Genomic DNA, 18,096 nt, shown 5'->3' with positions numbered 1-18,096 from the left:
ATTGTAAATGACCGCCTCTCTGGACACCGCCGCTGCCCGCGCGCCTGACACGCCGCGTGTCGTGCTGATTACCGGCGCCGCCCGCCGCATCGGGCGCGCGCTCGCGCTCGGCTTCGCGGCGCGTGGCTGGGATGTGGCAGTCCACTACGGCGCGTCGCGCGAAGAGGCCGACGAAGTGGTCGCGCAAATCGCCGCGCTGGGCCGCCGCGCGGTCGCGCTGCAGGCGGAATTGGGCGACGAGGCGCAGGTCGAGCGGCTTTTGCCGGCCTGCACGGCGGCGCTGGGCCGGCCGGTGTGCATCGTGAACAACGCGTCGCGCTTCGAGGAAGACACGGCGCGCAATGTCGGCTACGACCTGCTGCTCAAGCTGACCGCGATGAATCTCGGCGCGCCGCTGGTGCTCGCGCGCATGCTGTTCGACGCGACGCCGGAGACCGCGCGCACCGACGAAAGCCAGCGCGGCGTCGTGATCAACGTGCTGGATCAGAAGCTGTACAACATGAATCCGGATTACCTGTCGTACACGCTCTCGAAGGCGGCGCTGCAAACCGCCACGGTCGCACTGGCGCAGGCGCTGGCGCCGAAAGTGCGCGTGGTGGGGCTCGCGCCCGGTCTGACGATGCAATCCGGCGATCAGACCGAGGATGCTTTTGCCGCCGCTCACCGTATTGCGCCTTTGGGCCGTGCGTCGCGGCCCGAGGACATTGTCGCCGCCGCGCTGTATCTCGCGGATGCAGCCGGCGTCACCGGAACGACGCTGGTGGTCGACGGCGGGCAGCATCTCGTGCCGCTGCCGCGCGACGTAATGTTTTTGACGGGTGCCTGAAGCGCGCGCGGCCTGCCTGAACGGGCGGCCGCCGCGCAGTGAAGCGCCCCTTTGCGTGCTCCGCACGCTTTTTTCGACTGGAACGAACATGTTTGCCGCTCTTTCGCACCCCCGGCTCGCCGATTGCCGCCGGCTCTTTCTGCGCAACTACGAAGTGCACATCAATATCGGCGTGCACGATTTCGAAAAGCGCGGCGAACAGCGCGTCGTGATCAACGTCGAACTGTTCGTGCCGCTCGCGCTGTCCACGCCGGTTCAGGACAAGCTGAACGAAGTCGTCGACTACGATTTCATGCGCTCCACCATTTCGCGGCGCGTCGAGCAAGGCCATATCCACTTGCAGGAAACGCTGTGCGACGACCTCGTCAGGACCATGCTCGAGCATCCGCAGGTGCGGGCCGCGCGCGTGTCGACCGAGAAGCCGGACGTGTATCCCGACTGCGACGCAGTGGGCGTCGAAGTCTTCCGAATCAAAGAGGATTGAGCCATGAACGCTCCGGAAATCCTGAACGACAGCTCGGCCGTCCAGACTGCTGACGCCATCGACGCCACGCAGACCGCCGTGCCCGCCGCGAAGGCCAAATCGCCGCTTACGCGCCGCGAGCAGAAGGAAGCGTACGAGAACAACAAGCTGTTCAAGCGTCTCGCGCGCCAGGTCGGTGAGGCGATCGGCGACTTCAACATGATCGAGGAAGGCGACAAGGTGATGGTCTGCCTGTCGGGCGGCAAGGACAGCTACGCGATGCTCGACATCCTGATGCGGCTGCGCGAACGCGCACCGATCAACTTCGACATCGTCGCCGTGAATCTCGACCAGAAGCAGCCGGGCTTCCCCGAGCACGTGCTGCCCGAATACCTGAAGCAGCTCGACATTCCGTTTCACATCGAGAACCAGGACACCTACAGCATCGTCAAGCGGCTGGTGCCGGAAGGCAAAACCACCTGCTCGCTGTGCTCGCGGCTGCGGCGCGGCATTCTGTACCGCGTCGCGGGCGAACTCGGCGCGACCAAGATCGCGCTCGGCCATCATCGCGACGACATTCTGCAAACGCTGCTGCTGAACATGTTCTATGGCGGCAAGCTGAAGGGCATGCCGCCCAAGCTGCAATCGGACGACGGCAAGAACATCGTGATCCGCCCGCTCGCCTACGTGAAGGAAACCGATCTGGAAAAGTACGCGGAGCTGCGCGAATTCCCGATCATTCCGTGCAATCTGTGCGGTAGCCAACCGAACCTGAAACGCGCGGAAATGAAGGCGCTGATCCGCGACTGGGAAAAGCGTTTTCCGGGCCGCATCGAAAACATGTTCAACGCGTTGTCGAACATCGTGCCGTCGCATCTGATGGATCACACGCTGTTTCCGTTCGCGGGCCTGCGCGCGACCGGCGAAGCCGATCCGCAGGGCGATATCGCGTTCGACGAGGAGCCGTGTTCGACCGGCAACGACGACGGCGCAACGCTCGGCGCGGCGAAGCCGATCTCGATCGTCCAGTTCGACGACCTATGACGGAAAGGCCCGGAAGGCGGGCGTTTCCGCGCTATTTCACCGGCGAGAAGCGCCCGCCCGCGCGCCTTTTTCACCATGTGGTGCATGATAGAATCGTCGGCCACAAACTGACGAATTTGCCGACGCCATGAACATCGTGATTTTGGCGGCAGGCACCGGCAAGCGCATGCGGTCCGCGCTTCCCAAGGTGCTCCATCCTCTGGCCGGCCGGCCACTACTTGCTCATGTCATCGACACGGCTCGCGCGCTCAAGCCTGCGCGTCTGGTGGTCGTGATCGGTCATGGCGCCGAAGCCGTGCGCGAGGCGGTTGCCGCGCCGGACATTCAATTCGCCGTGCAGGAGCAACAGCTCGGCACGGGCCACGCGGTGCAGCAGGCACTGCCGCTGCTCGATCCGTCCGCGCCCACGCTGGTGCTGTACGGCGACGTGCCGCTCACGCGCGCGAGCACGCTGCACGCGCTGACCGGGCGTGCCGGGCAGGGCGGCTATGGCGTGCTCACCGTCACGCTCGACGACCCGTCCGGTTACGGGCGCATCGTGCGCGATTCGCACGGCAAGGTGCAGCGCATCGTCGAACAGAAGGACGCGAACGCCGAGCAGTTGCTGATTGCCGAGATCAACACCGGCATCATCGTCGCGCCGACCGAGCGCCTCGCCGACTGGCTCGCCGCATTGAAAAACGACAACGCGCAGGGCGAGTTCTATCTGACCGATGCGGTCGAGATGGCGATCGAAGCCGGGCTCGAAGTCGTCACCACGCAGCCGGACGATGAGTGGGAAACGCTCGGCGTGAACAGCAAGCAGCAGCTTGCCGAACTCGAACGGATCCATCAGCACAACGTCGCCGACGCGTTGCTGGTCGCGGGCGTGACGCTGGCCGATCCGGCGCGCGTCGACGTGCGCGGCACGCTCGAATGCGGCCGCGACGTGTCGATCGACGTGAACTGCGTGTTCGAAGGCTGCGTGACGCTGGCCGACAACGTCACGATCGGGCCGAACTGCGTGATCCGCAACGCGAGCCTGGGCGCCGGTACGCGCGTCGATGCGTTCACGCATATCGAAGGCGCCGAGGTCGGCGCGAACGTCGTGCTCGGACCGTATGCGCGCTTGCGGCCCGGCGCGTCGCTGCAGGACGAGTCGCATGTCGGCAATTTCGTCGAGGTGAAGAACGCGGTGCTGGGCCACGGTTCGAAAGCGAACCACCTCACGTACATCGGCGATGCGGACATCGGCGCGCGTGTGAATATCGGCGCGGGTACCATTACCTGCAACTACGACGGCGCGAACAAATTTCGCACGATCATCGAGGACGACGTGTTCGTCGGTTCCGATACGCAACTGGTTGCGCCGGTCCGGGTGAAGCGCGGCGCGACGATCGCGGCGGGCACCACGGTCTGGAAGGACGTCGAAGCCGACGCACTGGTCTTGAACGACAAGACGCAAACCAGCAAGACGGGCTATGTACGCCCGAGCAAGAAGAAGAGCTGATGGGCACGACGCGCGCGCCCAGCGCGCTCCTTGAAACCCGGCACTGAAAAGGAATAGGCCATGTGTGGCATTGTCGGCGCGGTTGCGCAACGTAATATTGTTTCCGTCCTGATCGAAGGATTGCGGCGCCTGGAGTACCGTGGCTACGATTCATGCGGTGTCGCAGTGCTGGGCGAGAACGGGCCGGTCCGCGCCCGCAGCGTGGCACGCGTCGCCGATCTCGACGCTCAGGTGCACGAGGGTCCTCTCAAAGGCCGCACGGGTATCGCGCATACGCGCTGGGCGACGCACGGCGCGCCGGTGACGGACAACGCCCACCCGATCTTCTCGAAAGACACGGTCGCGTTGGTACACAACGGGATCATCGAGAATTACGAGTCGCTGCGCGAAATGCTGCGCGGCAAGGGCTACAGGTTCGTCTCGCAAACCGACACAGAGGTTATCGCGCACCTGATCCACAGCGTGTATCGCGGCGATCTGTTCACCGCCGTGCGTGAAGCCATCACGCAATTGCACGGCGCGTATGCGATCGCGGTGCTGCACAAGGATCAGCCGAACACGGTGGTCGGCGCACGCCAGGGCTCGCCGCTGGTGGTGGGGCTCGGCGACGGCGAGAACTTCCTCGCGTCGGACGCGCTGGCGCTCGCGGGCAGCACCGAACGCTTCATCTTCCTCGAGGAAGGCGACGTGTGCGAACTGTCGCTCGACGGCGTGCGGATCGCCGATCGCGACGGCAACGATGCGCAACGCGAGGTGCGTCAGGTGGCGGCCTATGGCGGCGCGGTCGAACTCGGCCCGTATCGGCACTTCATGCAGAAGGAAATCTTCGAGCAGCCGCGCGCGATCACCGACACGATCCCGCAAACGGAGTCGTTCGACACGTCGATTTTCGGCGAGGGCGCGGCCGACGCGTTCGCGCAGATCGACAGCTTGCTGATTCTTGCGTGCGGCACGAGCTACTACTCGGGGCTGACCGCGAAGTACTGGCTCGAATCGATCGCGAAGATTCCGACCCAGGTGGAAATTGCCAGCGAGTATCGCTACCGTGAGTCGGTGCCGAATCCGAAGTCGCTGGTGGTGGTGATCTCGCAGTCGGGCGAGACGGCGGATACGCTCGCGGCGCTCAAGCATGCGCAGTCGCTCGGCCACAAGCACACGCTGGCGGTGTGCAACGTCGGCACGAGCGCGATGGTGCGTCAGACGGAGTTGTCGTTCCTGACGCACGCAGGCCGCGAGATCGGCGTGGCATCGACCAAGGCGTTCACCACGCAACTGGTCGCGCTGTTCGTGCTGGCGGCCACGCTTGCGAAGCTGCGCGGGCATCTGAGCGACGAGCAGGAATCGGGCTACCTGAAGCAACTGCGCCATTTGCCCGCTGCGCTCAATAGCGTGCTGGCGCTGGAGCCGCAGATCATCGCTTGGTCGGAAGAGTTTTCGCGCAAGGAACATGCGCTGTTCCTCGGGCGCGGCATGCATTACCCGATCGCGCTCGAAGGCGCGCTGAAGCTCAAGGAGATTTCGTATATTCACGCCGAGGCTTATCCGGCCGGCGAGTTGAAGCACGGGCCGCTCGCGCTCGTGACCGAAGCGATGCCGGTGGTGACGGTCGCGCCGAATGACGCGTTGCTGGAGAAGCTGAAGTCGAATATTCAGGAAGTGCGCGCGCGTGGCGGTCAGTTGTATGTGTTCGCGGATGCGGATACGAAGATCGTCAACGATGAAGGGCTCCATGTGATCCGGATGCCGGAGCACTATGGCTTGTTGTCGCCGATTCTGCACGTGGTGCCGCTGCAATTGCTGGCGTATCACACGGCGTGTGCTCGGGGCACGGATGTGGATAAGCCGCGGAATCTGGCGAAATCTGTGACGGTGGAGTGAAGGGGGCGGCGGTTGGCTTTTTTTGCCTCGTTTGAATAGTTTGCCGACCGCTTTCTCTCTCGCCGCTGCCACAACCACCGCATCCCGACGGCTTTAACGCTGAAAAGAAACACAGCCCGGTCCATCCAGACCGGGCTGTGTTTCTTTGCGGACTCAATCCCTCACCAATTCCACTGCCACAGCCGAAACGAACTCGGCGCGTATGCTGTCGCCGACTTTCAACTCATCGAGCGGAATATCGCTGGCCGCGCGCAGCACCTGCCGATGCCTCGGTCCACGCAACGTGACTAGACGGTTCGTGCGATCGATCTTCGTCACCGTCGCGACCACCCGTACCCTATGCGCTGACGACACAAACCCCGCCGACGCCGGAATCGCCACGGTCGTCTCGACCCGCTCCCGCACACCTTGGGTCGCGAGCTTGTCGATGTGGAGCAGCAGTGCCTGCTGATAAGCCACGTTCAACCTGTCGCCGACCCGCAGCCGGCTCACGTCGGCCACCGCCGGATTCACGTCCACGTCCGCGAGATTGCCGTGCGGACCACGCAGCGTCACGCTATTGGTGGCGGCATTGATCGCGGCTACGCGAACCTGCGCGTGAATCATGTCGGCTTGTTTGAGCGCCGTTTGCGCGGCGTTGCGATAGGCGTCTTCATCCTGCGCGAACCCGGTTTCGCTGAATGTTGCCATCAGCGCCACCATCAGCACGAACTTTGGCACCGCGAGTTTCCACGACCCCGTGGCCAATAAGCTCTTTGCGCGCAGACAGGTCATTCGTCGCTCCCGAAACGATCGTACGAGGCGTAATCGACCAACAACTCTCCGCACGCCCGCGTCTACAACTCCGGACGCGCGAGGTCGCTGGTCACGATGTGCTCGCCGTACACCTGGGCTGCCGCGATCGCTTCCAGCTTGGTCGCGTACGGACCGAGTTCGGGTGCGCCGTCGAAAGGAAACAGCACGCGGCCATCGGTGGTCCGCACCACTTTCAACACGCCGAAAAAACGCCGGTAGCCGGCCAGCTTCGACGTCGCCGACACTTCGAAATCGTCCTCCGACGTGCCGGGCACGCTGGGAATAAAAGCGGTCTTGCTCATACCTGAAAACATCTCTTGTTCAATGGGTCGGCACCTGCGTGAGACGTCAAGGCTACACCCGGTTGTCCCGGAGCGACACTCGCGGGCGGTGCTCATTGTCTCAAATCCGGGCGGCTTCAACCGGCCACGCAACCGTCATCCAAAGGCTGCGCGGCCTGGCAGCCAGGCGGATCGACTCAGCGTCGAGCGTATGCAGCGCACCGATGACGCTTTATTACAGATGTGTTGCGACATTCACACATACGTCATACACGTTCCCTACAGTCTGGCCCGCAAATAAAACATACCCCAAAGGGCAAAAAGAACATGACACAACGCAACGGATTGCGTGTATTTCTCACGGTCGTTTGCGCGACCCTGATCGGACTGATCGTCGCGGCTTGCGGCTCGTCGTCCTCGCTCCAGACGACCGGACAGCAGCAAATCAGGCACGTCTTCATCATCACGCTCGAAAACGAAAACTACGCGACCACGTTCGGCGCGAACAGCAAGGCGCCGTATCTGTCGCAAACGCTCGCGTCGCAAGGTGCGATGGTGCAGCAGTACTACGGCACCGGACACGTGAGTCTCGATAACTACATTTCGATGATCAGCGGTCAGGCGCCCACGCTCGACACCGATAACGACTGCACCACGTACTCCGATTACAAGCTGACCGGCAGGACCGCCGACGGCCAGGCGATCGGTACGGGTTGCGTATACCCCGCGAGCGTCAAGACGCTGCCTGACCAGTTGAAGGCAGCCGGCTACACGTGGAAGGGCTACGAAGGCGACATGGGCAACGACCCGGCACGCGAAGCGGCAACCTGCGGCCACCCGACGCTCAACACGACCGACCTCACGAACACCCAGGAAGCGCCCAGCGCAGCCGTGCCGCTTGGCGACCAGTACGCGACGCGCCACGATCCGTTCGTGTATTTCCACTCGATCATCGATTCGCCGGATTGCGCAAAGAACGTCGTCAATCTCGACAACCTGACCAACGACCTGAAGTCGATCGACACAACAGCGAACTTCAACCTGATCACGCCGAACACCTGCGACGACGGCCACGACGCGCCTTGCGTGAATGGTCAGCCGGGCGGCCTGACAAGCGCCGACGAGTTCCTGAAGAAATGGGTGCCTGTCATCACCGCGTCGGCCGCGTTCCAGAAGGACGGCCTGCTGATCATCAACTTCGACGAAAGCAGCTACGCGACCGTCACTGCGTCGGCCAAGGAGGAAGATCTGATCTTCGCGGGCACCGCCTGCTGTAGCCAGCAGCCGGGCCCGAACCTTGGCGCCTTCCCGCAAACCTCGTCGCTCGCCTACAAGGGCATGACGATCAACCTGACCAAGCAAAGCTTCGGCGGCGACCAGACCGGTGCGGTCATGATCTCGAAGTTCATCAAGCCAGGCACGGTGTCGACGGTGCAGTACAACCACTACTCGATGCTCAAGAGCATCGAAGACATCTTCCAACTGGATCACCTGGGTTATGCAGGGCAGGCCGGTCTGGTCGGCTTCGGCAGCGACATTTTCACGAACCTGTAAAGCGATCCGATGCTGTTTTCTGTAACTCGGTTCACCACGCGCTTCGGCGCGCGGCGCGCGGCGCTCGCTGTTCTGCTCAATGCGGCGCTGCTGTCAGGTGTCCAGGCCGCGGCAGCGGCGCCTGTCGATACGGCGCCGACGACGTATAGCGATGCCGCCGCGCTCGGCAAGCTGATGTTCTTCGACGCGTCGTTGTCGGCCTCGGGCAAGATGTCGTGCGCGAGCTGTCACAGCCCGTCGCACGCGTATGGGCCGCCCAACGGCCTCGCGGCGCAGCTCGGTGGGGCGGACATGCGCTCGCAAGGCACGCGCGCCGTGCCGAGCCTGCGCTACGTGCTCAACCGCACGCCGATCTGGAGTCATCCGCAGGCGGCGAGCCTGTCCGAACGGCTCAGCGAAACGGACAACGCGCCGATGGGCGGCTTCGGCTGGGACGGCCGCTTCAATAAGCTGCACGACCAGGCGAGCTTCCCGCTGTTCAATCCGAACGAGATGGCGAACAAGGATCCCGACGCGGTGCTCGCCAAGCTGCAGCGCACGCCGTACGCGGCGCGCTTCAAGGAAGTGTTCGGCCAGAACATCTTTGCCGACCCCACCAAGGCGTTCACGCAGGCGATGTATGCGATCGAACGCTTCGAGCTGGAAGACCCGAGTTTCCGTCCGTACACCAGCAAGTTCGATTACTATCTCGATGGAAAAGTGCAACTAACGGCACAAGAATTACGAGGCAAAAAGCTGTTCGACAACCCGGCGGGCGGCAATTGCGCGTCGTGTCACATCGACCAGCCGGGGGTCAACGGCGCCCACCCGTTGTTCACCGATTTCAATTTCCAGGCGCTCGGCGTGCCACGTAATGCCGAGTTGCGCGCGAATGCCGATCCGAAGTACTTCGACATGGGTTTGTGCGGGCCGATCCGCACCGATCAGTCGAGCGACAAAACCAACTGCGGACTTTTCAAGTCCGTCTCGCTGCGCAATACCGCGACCCGTCACGTGTTTTTCCATAACGGCCGCTTTCACACGTTGAAGGACGCGTTGCGTTTCTACGTGCAGCGCGACACCAACCCGGCGAAGTGGTATCCGAAGGATGCGCACGGCAAAGTCGACAAGTTCAACGACTTGCCGGTCGCTTTACGCGTGAACGTCGACACGACGGACGAGCCACTCACGCGCAAAGCTGGCGAGCGCCCGGTGTGGTCCGAGCAGGATATCGACGATGTCGCCGCCTTCCTCACCACGCTCAACGACGACTACGTCTTGAACGCGAAGCGTTCAAGGTAAAGCATGCAGAATTCCTGTTGGCCTTGATTTAAAAAGAGAAATTCCGGTCAACAGGAGCGTCTTGACGAGGCGGCGCTATAATGCGTGAACCCTCCCTTTTTTCCGTCTTCCGTTATGAGCCGGTTACTTTGCCTGATCGTGCTTTCGCTCGGCCTGATGCAAACCGCGACGGCCGACGAAAACACCGAACGCATGTCCGCCTATCTGACGCACAAGTTCGGTCTGGCAAAGGAAAAAGCTCAAGCGATTTCCGACGCGGTGCAGTCCGCCGCATCCAAATACTCCCTCCCGCCGGCGCTTCTGCTGGCCATCATTTCGATCGAATCCCGCTTCAAGGAAAAGGCCAAGGGCGCCAACGGCGCAACCGGGCTGATGCAGGTCGTGCCGCAAGCTCATCGCGGGCTGCTGAGGAACGTCAAGGACCTCACCGAGCCCACCGCGAACATCGAAGCGGGTTCGGCCATCCTGTACGGCTACATGCGCTCGGCCAATGGCGACCTGAACGCGGCGCTCAAGAACTACGGTGGATCGCAGGCGTACGCGCAAAAGGTGAACTTGCGCGTCGACGACTTTGCAGCGGTCGTGTCACAGCAAGACGCGGGCGCGCATCCGGATACGCGCGCCGGTACATGCGAGGCTGACCGTTGCGCCGCGCCCGGCTACTGGACCAACTCCTTTACCGTGCCGGTGGGCAATGGTGCAGGGGTGAGCGGCGCGGCGTCGTCGGCGGGCTTGTCCGCGGCGGTGCACTGAACGCGGCGCGGGCTTGCGCGTTTTCCTTCTTTTTGCCGGTGGCGATGTTTTCGCTGCGGTAATCGCTCGTCATATCGCGTAAGGGGTTGGCTGCGTGCTTTCTACGCACACCTGGCCGCCCGCTCTACAATGCATTTCCATTCGCGCTCCCGCAGCGCCCCTTGCGATCGACCATGTTGAACTCGTTTTCCAGAACCACGACCGCAGCCCTGTTCGGGCTGCTGACCCTCGCCGCGTGCAGCAGCACGCCGCAGCCGAAATTCCAGCAGGAATTGTTCGAAACAGGCGCAAGCCCTTACGCACGCAATTTCAATTCGAGCACCACGGATAGCTGCGAAGCCGCGCGCCGCGCATTGTTGAGCCAAGGCTACCTGACGACGATGCTGCGCCCGGACACCGTCGACGGAACCAAGAATTTCCAGCCGACCGGCGATACCCACGTCGTCGTTGAATTTCATGTGGTGTGCACGCCGGGCGAAGAGGCGAGCGATACGAGCATCGTTTACGTCAATGCCGTGCAGAACGGCTTCGCGCTGAAGAAAAGCGATACATCGGCAAGTGTTGGGCTCAGCGTGCTGGGCTCGCTCTCGCTGCCGATCCGCTCGAATAGCGACGCGATGGTCAAGATCTCGAGCGAGACGATTCCGTCGGGCAAGTTCTACGACCGTTTCTTCGGGCTGGTCGATCATTACTTGCAAACCGTTGTGCGTACGCAGCCGGTCGCCAGCAATCGCATCGAAACGCGGCTGTTGCCTGGGCCGGTGGAAGTGACCACGCCGGCGCTCGTGCCCAGCGTACCGGATGCGATCAATCAGGCGGCTGCCGCCGTCCAGCCGGCAAGCGGAGCCGGTGTAGCGCCGTGATGTGTCTTGCGAAGTTGGGTTTACGGCTGATCAAGTGCTGATCAGCCTGTAATCTCAGCGCGGAGCGGCACTTATCCTATGTCTTTTACTTCAGATGTATACATATGTAGTAGTAGTTAACAAGGGTTAACCCGTTCTGTGGATAACTCCCAAATGTTCCATCGCATCAACACCATGCGAAATCCATAACCCTGCGGAACGAATCTGTAGAAAAACTACAAAGCTGGGATAACTTTGAACCGGCGTTCTCCGCGTCCAGTTTTATCAAGATTCCGCACACAGGCTGTGCCCTACGCTATCCCGAAGTTATCCAGAGATAAATGTGGATAACTCGGCGCTCCAAAACAGTTTTCCACAGGCTGTTCGCGGTGACTTCACAATGCGCGAAGCGCTCGCCAGCGCACAGACCGCTCGCCGCCGCACGCGCACATTGAAGCTGGAAGGTACAAAGATTGCGTCTCTCTTTTTGCAAGCGCAACTGTTGCTATTTTGTCAAAACCATTTCAGCAACGCCCGATCCAGGCATAGAGTTAAAGTGTTTTCTGAAGTTATTGGTGCAGTGCGGGGGATGTATGAAACGCAGATCAGCACGACAGCTTGTCCGGCTTCTCTCGGATATCCGGCACGCGACCCATTGCAGCACGTTGCGGGCAGCGGCTACCAATCGGGCGATTGCGCTCGCTTCCGCTGAAAGTGAAGCGGAAGCCGCCGACGGTGACGACGACACCGAGTCCACGCGCGACACGCAGCAGCACAAGCCGTTCCGGAGCGAATCATGAGAGCCGCGAGCGAGCAGTCGCTGCGCTTTCTGGTTGAAAAGTGGCTCGCGCCAGCGCCGTCCGATGCGCTGCACGTCACCGCATTCAGCCGCACCCGACAAGGGGGCCGGCGCTATGTGCGCGTCGAGACTTCGTCCATCGGGACAGGTTCACGGAGCTTGTTCTTCTTTCGCCACGACGACGGTTGCTGGTGCGTGTTTCCGCCAACCGCCGATACCCCCAGTAGTCCGCGTACGCCGAGTTTCTTTGCTTACCCGCGCGCGGCGTAGCGCGCAGAGGCAGCCGAACGACGCGCGGACCATTCGCGCGCACCGGTAGAGAACGGGGACGATGGACTACGGAGTCACGACGCGTGGGACACGCGCTCGCGTCCGCGTCGCCAGCCCGGCATCACCTGACACACGATCAAACCCGCCAGCATCAGCGCGCATCCGAACAGCGAGCGCGCGGTCAGCGTTTCGTCGAGCACCAGCCACCCCGCCAGCGCGGCGAACACGCCTTCCATGCTGAAGATCACCGCCGCATGCGACGGCGCCGCGTATCTTTGCGCGACCACCTGAATCGTATAGGCGACGCCGACCGACAGCGCCCCGCCGTACAAAATCGTCGGTGCCGCGCGCGTCAGCACGGCGAGACTGACGGGTTCGATCACGAGCCCCACGGCGAGGCACGCGACCCCGCACGTCACGAATTGCACGAGAGCCAGCATCAGCGTGTCGTGCCGCAGCGCGAAGCGCCCCACCAGCATCATCTGCACGGAAATCACGAGTGCGCCGGCGAGCTGATACCAGTCGCCGTAGAGCATCGAAAAGTGTTCGTCGACGCTCAGAAAATACATGCCGGCCGCCGCGAGCGATGCGCCGAGCCAGGTCGCCAGTCCCGTGCGATGCCTGAATAGCACGCCGAGTAGCGGCACGATGACCACGTAGAGGGAACTGATGAATCCGGCATTGGCGACTTTCGTGTATTGCAAACCGATCTGCTGCAACGAGATCGATACGGCCAGCACCACGCCGAGCAACGCGCCGGCACCAAGCAGTTCACGTGCTCCGCCGGGTTCACGCTTCGACAGTTCGGCAAGCGCGGCGGGGCGCACGCAGACGATCATCGTCAGCACGACGAGTGCGCCGAGCAGGAAGCGCAGACCGGTGAACAGAAACGGCCCGATCGTGGCGAGACTCAAACGTTGCGCGACGAATGCGGAGCCCCAGATCATCGCGGCAATCAGCATCAGTAGATTGGCGCGCAGGTGTTGGCGGGTATCGGGATTCAAAGGCTTTGAATTTTCTGGTTCGATGGTTCGATGGTTCGCGCGAGGCGCTTCCAGCAGTGCGACGCGACGGTACTGCGTGCTGCACGAGGCGGATCGGATTCGAACGCGCTCGGCCACCGGTTTGGGATCGCAACATGATACGCGGGCAGCCGGTCACCGTCGGCACAACCACGCTGCGAATCGCGGCGCCATGCCATCGCGCTGGATCCGGGCAATCCAACAGACGTTCGTCGCAGATCGGGCGCTTCGCGCGATAATCGCGCAACGGCCATGCGTTCATCACGCACCCGCACCGGCCACGCCCCCAACTCGCCGAGCCCGCCGACTTTCAGACACACGCAATGGACGACAAAGACTGGATCGCCGGCGCCGCGAAGGCGCTGGCGATCATCGAAGCATTCGACGAAGAGCACGCGCGCATGACGCCGACGATGGTCGCCTCCCGCGCTGGCCTGTCGCGCACCGCTGCGCGCCGCTATCTGCTGACGCTGCGCGAACTCGGCTACGTGGATACCGACGGCAAGCTGTTCTGGCTCGCGCCGCGCGTGTTACGGCTCGGCCAGTCATATCTGGAGTCGGCACGCCTGCCGCGTACCGTACAGCCCTTTCTTCAGCGCATCACCGCCACCGTGCAGGAGACCGCGCTGGTTGCGATCCTCGACGAACACGATGTGGTGTACGTGGCGCGCAACGGCGTCAATCGGGCGATGGCGGTCGGCTTCGTGCTCGGCTCGCGCGCGCCGGCGCCGTTGTCGTCGGCGGGGCTGGTGCTCCTTGCGTTCCAAGCGCCGGAAAGCATCGACCAATGGCTCGCGTCCTATCCGATCAAGGTGTTCACGCCGCATACCTATGCGACGGTCGAACGGCTGCGCGAAGTGCTCGGCGAAATCCGCCGCAACGGCTACGTGGTCACCGATCAGCAACTCGAACTGGGCGTGCGCGGTGTCGCGGTGCCGTTGCGCGACCGGCATGGTGCGGTCGTGGCGGCTATCAGCGTTAGCATGCCGATCGGCCAGGAATCGGCGAGCGGCGCGTTACAGCGGGTGTTGCCCACCTTGCAGGAAACCGCCAGCCTGCTGCGCAATCTCGTCTGATGCCGACCTAGGGAATGCCCCTAGTACGGGATGCTTAATGATTGAAAGCACGACGAAAGGGAGCTGTCTCCCGGAAAATACATATCGAGTTTTGCGCATGACAAACCGCCTACGCTAGGTAATACTCTCCCGCGGGGAGCGGGAAGGCGCCTCAAGCCCTGCCTGCTTTACCATGCAGTTTATTCATTCACATTGACTCAGTCGTCAGGTTTGGGGAACAACACATGAAAAAAGTTATTGTCTCGCTCGCAGCCGCATCGATCGCGCTGGTCTCCGTTCAAGCTTTCGCACAGGCATCGGACGCTGCAGCGCCGGCCGCCGCCGCAGCTAGCGCGCCGAAGAAGCACCACGTCAAGCAGCTGAAGACGCACGGCAAGCGCGCTCCGGTTTCGGCAGCAGCTTCGGCCGCTGGCACGAACGACAAGGGCACGCAAAACTAAGCTGACGCCCGATTCGTCGGGCGAGCCGCTCCCCTTCGTCGCCATTCGCCGCGAGTCAGCCAGGGCGGCGTGGGAGCGGAACAAGGCGTTGCCAGCAAAAAGGCCAGAGCATCAGCTCTGGCCTTTTTGCATGGAACGGCGGTTTTTGCGGCGCGCGGATCAGCCGGCGAGGCCACGCTTGATCACTTCGTTCAGCAGTCCGGTCATGCCTTCGGGGTGCGAGGCGGCGCGCGTTTTCAGTTCTTCGACCAGTTCGATATTGAGCTTGCATGCGAAGGCGACGAGGCCTTGCGCCTGATCGAGCTTGCGCTGTTCGCGACGATCGAGCTTCGGGTCGGCGGCCGCGGTTTTGCCGAAGCGATCCGCGGTGGCCAGTTTCATTGCGTTGTTCAGCTTGAGCGCCTTGTTCTTTTCAAGGTCGGTTTTTTTCATCGCCATACGGAAGGCCTCTGCCAGATAAGTAATCCCGCATTGTACGCGTCGCGCCAGCGGCAATCCGAGCGGCGAGCGACGCTCAGCCGGAGCGGTCCGGCGCGGCTGCCACGCTGTCCATCAGCGCGCGCATGCGTTGCCAATGCGTGCCTTCCCAGAACACGCGCCGGCACACGTCGCAGGTGACGAACTGGTGATGACGCTCGAGCACGCCATCCGGCGCGCGGGTGCCGACTTCCTCCTTGTCGATTCGCCGCAGCGGCGCATTGCACATCAGACACAGACGGAACGGCTGCGCGCTGCCCGCCAGATCGAGCCGTTCGAACACTTCGCGCAATTGCTCGCGCGGCCGCAGCGTACGGACGTAGCAACCGTGCGTGATGCTGCGGCGTTTCAACAGTTCGCGATCGCGTGTCAGCACGATGCGCTGCTGTGCTGCGGCGAGCGCTTCGATATCGGCGTCGGGGAAGTGGTTGTCGTAAAGCGTGTCGAAGCCGGCGAGCCGCAGCAGCGGCGCAAGTCCGCCAAGATGCGCATCGGCGATGAAACGCACCACACGCAGCGGCCGTTCGCGCACGCGCAACAGCGGCTGAATGTCGAGCGCTTCGAACTTGGGATAGACGGCGACGCGATCGCCGTCCGCCAACGGGTGATTGAAACCGACCGACTCGCCGTTCACCAGAATCAGCTCGACCTCGGTATGCGGCACGCCCAGCGCCTCGATCATGTGCTTGGCGGTGGCATCGGCCGCGCAGGCGTAACTGAACGCTCGCCGGCGCAGCGGCCGGGCGAGAAAATCGTTCAGCTCCTCGTAGAAACGGAATGTCGCGGTGACCATCGCACCAGTATCGCACCGTGTTTTGTTGCGCGCTGTCCTGCACATGTCGCATGGGTGTGCTTTACTGCCAGTTCTTTAGAAGACGGAGCGACAGATGGACATCGGTTTTATCGGTCTCGGCGAGATGGGCGCCGCGATGGTTGCAAACATTTTGAAAGCCGGGCATCAGGTGCGGGTGTGGAACCGCTCGCCGGAACGGGCGCAGCCGCTCGCCGAACTCGGCGCGCGGGTCGTCGGCACGCCGGCCGAAGCGTTTGCGGGCGACGCAGTGTTCTCGATGCTGGCCGACGATAGCGCACTGCGCGAAGTCATCACCGCGTCGCTGCTGGAGCATGCCCCGCGCGGACTGATCCACGTGAACATGGCGACGATCTCTGTGGCACTGGCCGAAGAACTGGCGACGGCGCACGCGTCGCGCGGCATCCATTACGTCGCCGCGCCTGTGATGGGGCGCCCCGATGTGGCGGCCGCGGGCAAGCTGACGATCGTGGCGGGCGGGCCGGCCGAGTCGATCGACCGGGTTCAGCCGATTTTCGACGTGATCGGCCAGAAGACCTGGCGCATCGGCTCGCTGCCGCAGCAGGCAAACGTGATGAAGCTCGCTGCGAATTTCATGCTGGGCGCCGCCGTCGAGACGCTCGGCGAAGCGGCTTCGCTGGTCACGGGACATGGTCTCGCGATGCAGGATTTTCTTGATGTCATCACGAGCGGGCTGTTCCCGGGGCCGGTCTATTCGGGCTACGGCAAGATGATCGCGGAGCAGCGTTTCGAGCCGGCGCTGTTCAAGGCGCGTCTCGGTCTGAAGGATCTGCGCCTCGCGCTGGCCGCAGCCGACGCGGTGACGACCCCGATGCCGATCGCCAGCGTCGTGCGCGACAGTTTGATCGAAGCGGTGGCGCACGGCGACGGCGAGAAGGATTTCGCAGTGTTGGGGCAGGTGGCTGCACGGCGGGCTGGGCGGTAAGGGATGCGGGAGGGGGCAGGGTCGAGTTTGGAGTCGGCCGCAGCACCCGGCCGCGAACCCAAAAGGCCGGGCATAATAGCCGCCCGAACCCAACCCGTTTCGATCCCACAATGACTCTGCATACCTGGTGGCTGTTCGTTGCCACTGTCTTCGTCGTGTCCGCGATTCCCGGTCCGAACATGCTGCTCGTGATGACCCACGGCGCCCAGCACGGCTTGCGCCGTTCCAGCGCGACGATGGCAGGCTGCCTGTCGGCGCTGGTGCTGATGCTGGCGGTGTCGGCGGCGGGTCTCGGCGTGTTTCTCGCGGCGTGGCCGGCCATGTTCGACGCGCTGCGCATGATCGGCGCCGCTTACCTCGTCTACCTGGGTATCAAGGCATGGCGCGCCCCGCCTGAAGAATCCGGCGCCGACACCATTGACGATCTCGCCACCAGGCCCGCGCGTTCGCGCTTCGCGCTGTTTCGCAACGGCTTTCTGGTGGCGGGCAGCAACCCCAAGGCGATCCTGTTCGCGGCCGCGTTGCTGCCCCAATTCATCAATCCCGCGCAGCCCAAGCTGCCGCAGTTCGGCGTGCTGGTCGCCACCTTCGCGGTGATCGAGGTGAGCTGGTATCTGGTGTACGCAGGTTTTGGCACGCGCATCGGTGCCCGGTTGAAGAGCCGCAATGTGGCGCGGATGTTCAATCGTCTGACGGGCGGCGTGTTCGTCGGTTTCGGCGCGATGATGGCGCTGGTGCGCCATTAGGCGAGCAGCCGGCGAAGGGCCGAAATAAGGGGCCAATGGAGGAGACGGCGCCACTGTTGCTTGTAAGCAACAGTGAGGGTCAACCCTAATTTGTATGTTGCGACGCACCAAACTATTTGCTATAGTTCGTCTTGTCTCCTCCATGTCTCCTCTGATATGGATTCAGCCCGCCCACATAGGCGGGCTTTTTTTTGGTGCGCCGAGCATGCACAACAGCTTGGGGGTGCGAGTCCCCTGTCCAACCTGATGGTGGTGAAGGACTAGCGAAACGCAAGGGCGTCGTCGTGAGGCGGGGTCTGAAGG

The 18,096-nt window shown here is 62.8% G+C and carries 20 protein-coding genes; 15 read left to right on the top strand and 5 right to left on the bottom strand.

What is annotated here, in order from left to right:
• Positions 1-7 precede the first annotated feature (7 nt).
• From FVF58_RS10745 to glmS, 5 genes are all read left to right on the top strand, one after another.
• Complete coding sequence (locus FVF58_RS10745; RefSeq protein WP_149669889.1) at positions 8-826, top strand: SDR family oxidoreductase; 819 nt, start codon at positions 8-10, stop codon at positions 824-826.
• Positions 827-914: 88 nt separating this feature from the next.
• Positions 915-1,310 carry a dihydroneopterin aldolase gene (locus FVF58_RS10740; protein ID WP_149669888.1) on the top strand — a complete coding sequence of 132 codons (396 nt, stop codon included), beginning with the start codon at positions 915-917 and terminating at the stop codon, positions 1,308-1,310.
• Between the two features lie 3 nt (positions 1,311-1,313).
• Positions 1,314-2,333, top strand: coding sequence for a tRNA 2-thiocytidine(32) synthetase TtcA (ttcA, locus tag FVF58_RS10735; protein ID WP_149669887.1), 1,020 nt, complete (start codon positions 1,314-1,316; stop codon positions 2,331-2,333).
• Positions 2,334-2,460: 127 nt separating this feature from the next.
• Complete coding sequence (gene glmU, locus FVF58_RS10730) at positions 2,461-3,822, top strand: bifunctional UDP-N-acetylglucosamine diphosphorylase/glucosamine-1-phosphate N-acetyltransferase GlmU (RefSeq protein ID WP_149669886.1); 1,362 nt, start codon at positions 2,461-2,463, stop codon at positions 3,820-3,822.
• Positions 3,823-3,882: 60 nt separating this feature from the next.
• Positions 3,883-5,700: a glutamine--fructose-6-phosphate transaminase (isomerizing) gene (glmS, locus tag FVF58_RS10725; RefSeq protein WP_149669885.1), complete on the top strand. Its 1,818-nt coding sequence runs from the start codon at positions 3,883-3,885 to the stop codon at positions 5,698-5,700.
• A 153-nt stretch (positions 5,701-5,853) separates the two neighbouring features.
• Here the strand turns inward: glmS and FVF58_RS10720 are convergent, their stop codons facing one another.
• Complete coding sequence (locus tag FVF58_RS10720; protein ID WP_246217022.1) at positions 5,854-6,420, bottom strand: copper-binding protein; 567 nt, start codon at positions 6,418-6,420, stop codon at positions 5,854-5,856.
• A gap of 116 nt (positions 6,421-6,536) precedes the next feature.
• Complete coding sequence (locus FVF58_RS10715) at positions 6,537-6,797, bottom strand: DUF6723 family protein (protein WP_149669884.1); 261 nt, start codon at positions 6,795-6,797, stop codon at positions 6,537-6,539.
• A 306-nt stretch (positions 6,798-7,103) separates the two neighbouring features.
• On the opposite strand from FVF58_RS10715, the gene FVF58_RS10710 reads away from it, so the two are divergent.
• The 6 genes from FVF58_RS10710 to FVF58_RS10685 all read left to right on the top strand — a co-directional run bounded on the left by FVF58_RS10710 (position 7,104) and on the right by FVF58_RS10685 (position 12,275).
• Complete coding sequence (locus FVF58_RS10710) at positions 7,104-8,330, top strand: alkaline phosphatase family protein (protein WP_149669883.1); 1,227 nt, start codon at positions 7,104-7,106, stop codon at positions 8,328-8,330.
• 9 nt (positions 8,331-8,339) lie between these two features.
• Entirely contained in the window at positions 8,340-9,611 is a 1,272-nt protein-coding gene (locus FVF58_RS10705) for a cytochrome-c peroxidase (RefSeq protein WP_149669882.1), read from the top strand.
• 114 nt (positions 9,612-9,725) lie between these two features.
• The gene (locus tag FVF58_RS10700) at positions 9,726-10,364 is read left to right on the top strand and encodes a lytic transglycosylase domain-containing protein (RefSeq protein WP_149669881.1); all 639 of its coding nucleotides are present in this window, start codon (positions 9,726-9,728) and stop codon (positions 10,362-10,364) included.
• 173 nt (positions 10,365-10,537) lie between these two features.
• A complete protein-coding gene (locus tag FVF58_RS10695) occupies positions 10,538-11,227 on the top strand; it encodes a DUF2242 domain-containing protein (RefSeq protein WP_149669880.1) in 690 nt (229 codons plus the stop codon).
• Positions 11,228-11,606: 379 nt separating this feature from the next.
• Complete coding sequence (locus tag FVF58_RS51365) at positions 11,607-11,918, top strand: hypothetical protein (protein ID WP_188130785.1); 312 nt, start codon at positions 11,607-11,609, stop codon at positions 11,916-11,918.
• Between the two features lie 84 nt (positions 11,919-12,002).
• A complete protein-coding gene (locus FVF58_RS10685; RefSeq protein ID WP_149669878.1) occupies positions 12,003-12,275 on the top strand; it encodes a hypothetical protein in 273 nt (90 codons plus the stop codon).
• A gap of 74 nt (positions 12,276-12,349) precedes the next feature.
• On the opposite strand, the gene FVF58_RS10680 is transcribed toward FVF58_RS10685, so the two are convergent.
• Positions 12,350-13,279, bottom strand: coding sequence for a DMT family transporter (locus FVF58_RS10680; protein WP_149669877.1), 930 nt, complete (start codon positions 13,277-13,279; stop codon positions 12,350-12,352).
• Positions 13,280-13,620: 341 nt separating this feature from the next.
• On the opposite strand from FVF58_RS10680, the gene FVF58_RS10675 reads away from it, so the two are divergent.
• Entirely contained in the window at positions 13,621-14,373 is a 753-nt protein-coding gene (locus FVF58_RS10675) for an IclR family transcriptional regulator domain-containing protein (RefSeq protein WP_149669876.1), read from the top strand.
• A gap of 224 nt (positions 14,374-14,597) precedes the next feature.
• The gene (locus FVF58_RS10670) at positions 14,598-14,813 is read left to right on the top strand and encodes a hypothetical protein (RefSeq protein ID WP_149669875.1); all 216 of its coding nucleotides are present in this window, start codon (positions 14,598-14,600) and stop codon (positions 14,811-14,813) included.
• 159 nt (positions 14,814-14,972) lie between these two features.
• On the opposite strand, the gene FVF58_RS10665 is transcribed toward FVF58_RS10670, so the two are convergent.
• Together FVF58_RS10665 and FVF58_RS10660 are read right to left on the bottom strand one after the other, a co-directional pair.
• Positions 14,973-15,251: a hypothetical protein gene (locus FVF58_RS10665; RefSeq protein ID WP_149669874.1), complete on the bottom strand. Its 279-nt coding sequence runs from the start codon at positions 15,249-15,251 to the stop codon at positions 14,973-14,975.
• Positions 15,252-15,327: 76 nt separating this feature from the next.
• Entirely contained in the window at positions 15,328-16,083 is a 756-nt protein-coding gene (locus tag FVF58_RS10660; RefSeq protein ID WP_149669873.1) for a Mut7-C RNAse domain-containing protein, read from the bottom strand.
• A 94-nt stretch (positions 16,084-16,177) separates the two neighbouring features.
• Between FVF58_RS10660 and FVF58_RS10655 the strand changes: the two genes are divergently transcribed.
• Together FVF58_RS10655 and FVF58_RS10650 are read left to right on the top strand one after the other, a co-directional pair.
• Positions 16,178-17,047, top strand: coding sequence for an NAD(P)-dependent oxidoreductase (locus tag FVF58_RS10655; protein ID WP_149669872.1), 870 nt, complete (start codon positions 16,178-16,180; stop codon positions 17,045-17,047).
• Between the two features lie 110 nt (positions 17,048-17,157).
• On the top strand, positions 17,158-17,793 hold the full coding sequence (locus FVF58_RS10650) for a LysE family translocator (protein ID WP_149669871.1): 636 nt from the start codon (positions 17,158-17,160) through the stop codon (positions 17,791-17,793).
• Positions 17,794-18,096: the final 303 nt, after the last annotated feature.

The organism is Paraburkholderia panacisoli (assembly GCF_008369935.1).
Lineage (GTDB): Bacteria > Pseudomonadota > Gammaproteobacteria > Burkholderiales > Burkholderiaceae > Paraburkholderia > Paraburkholderia panacisoli.
This window is presented reverse-complemented; position numbering and strand designations above follow the sequence as displayed.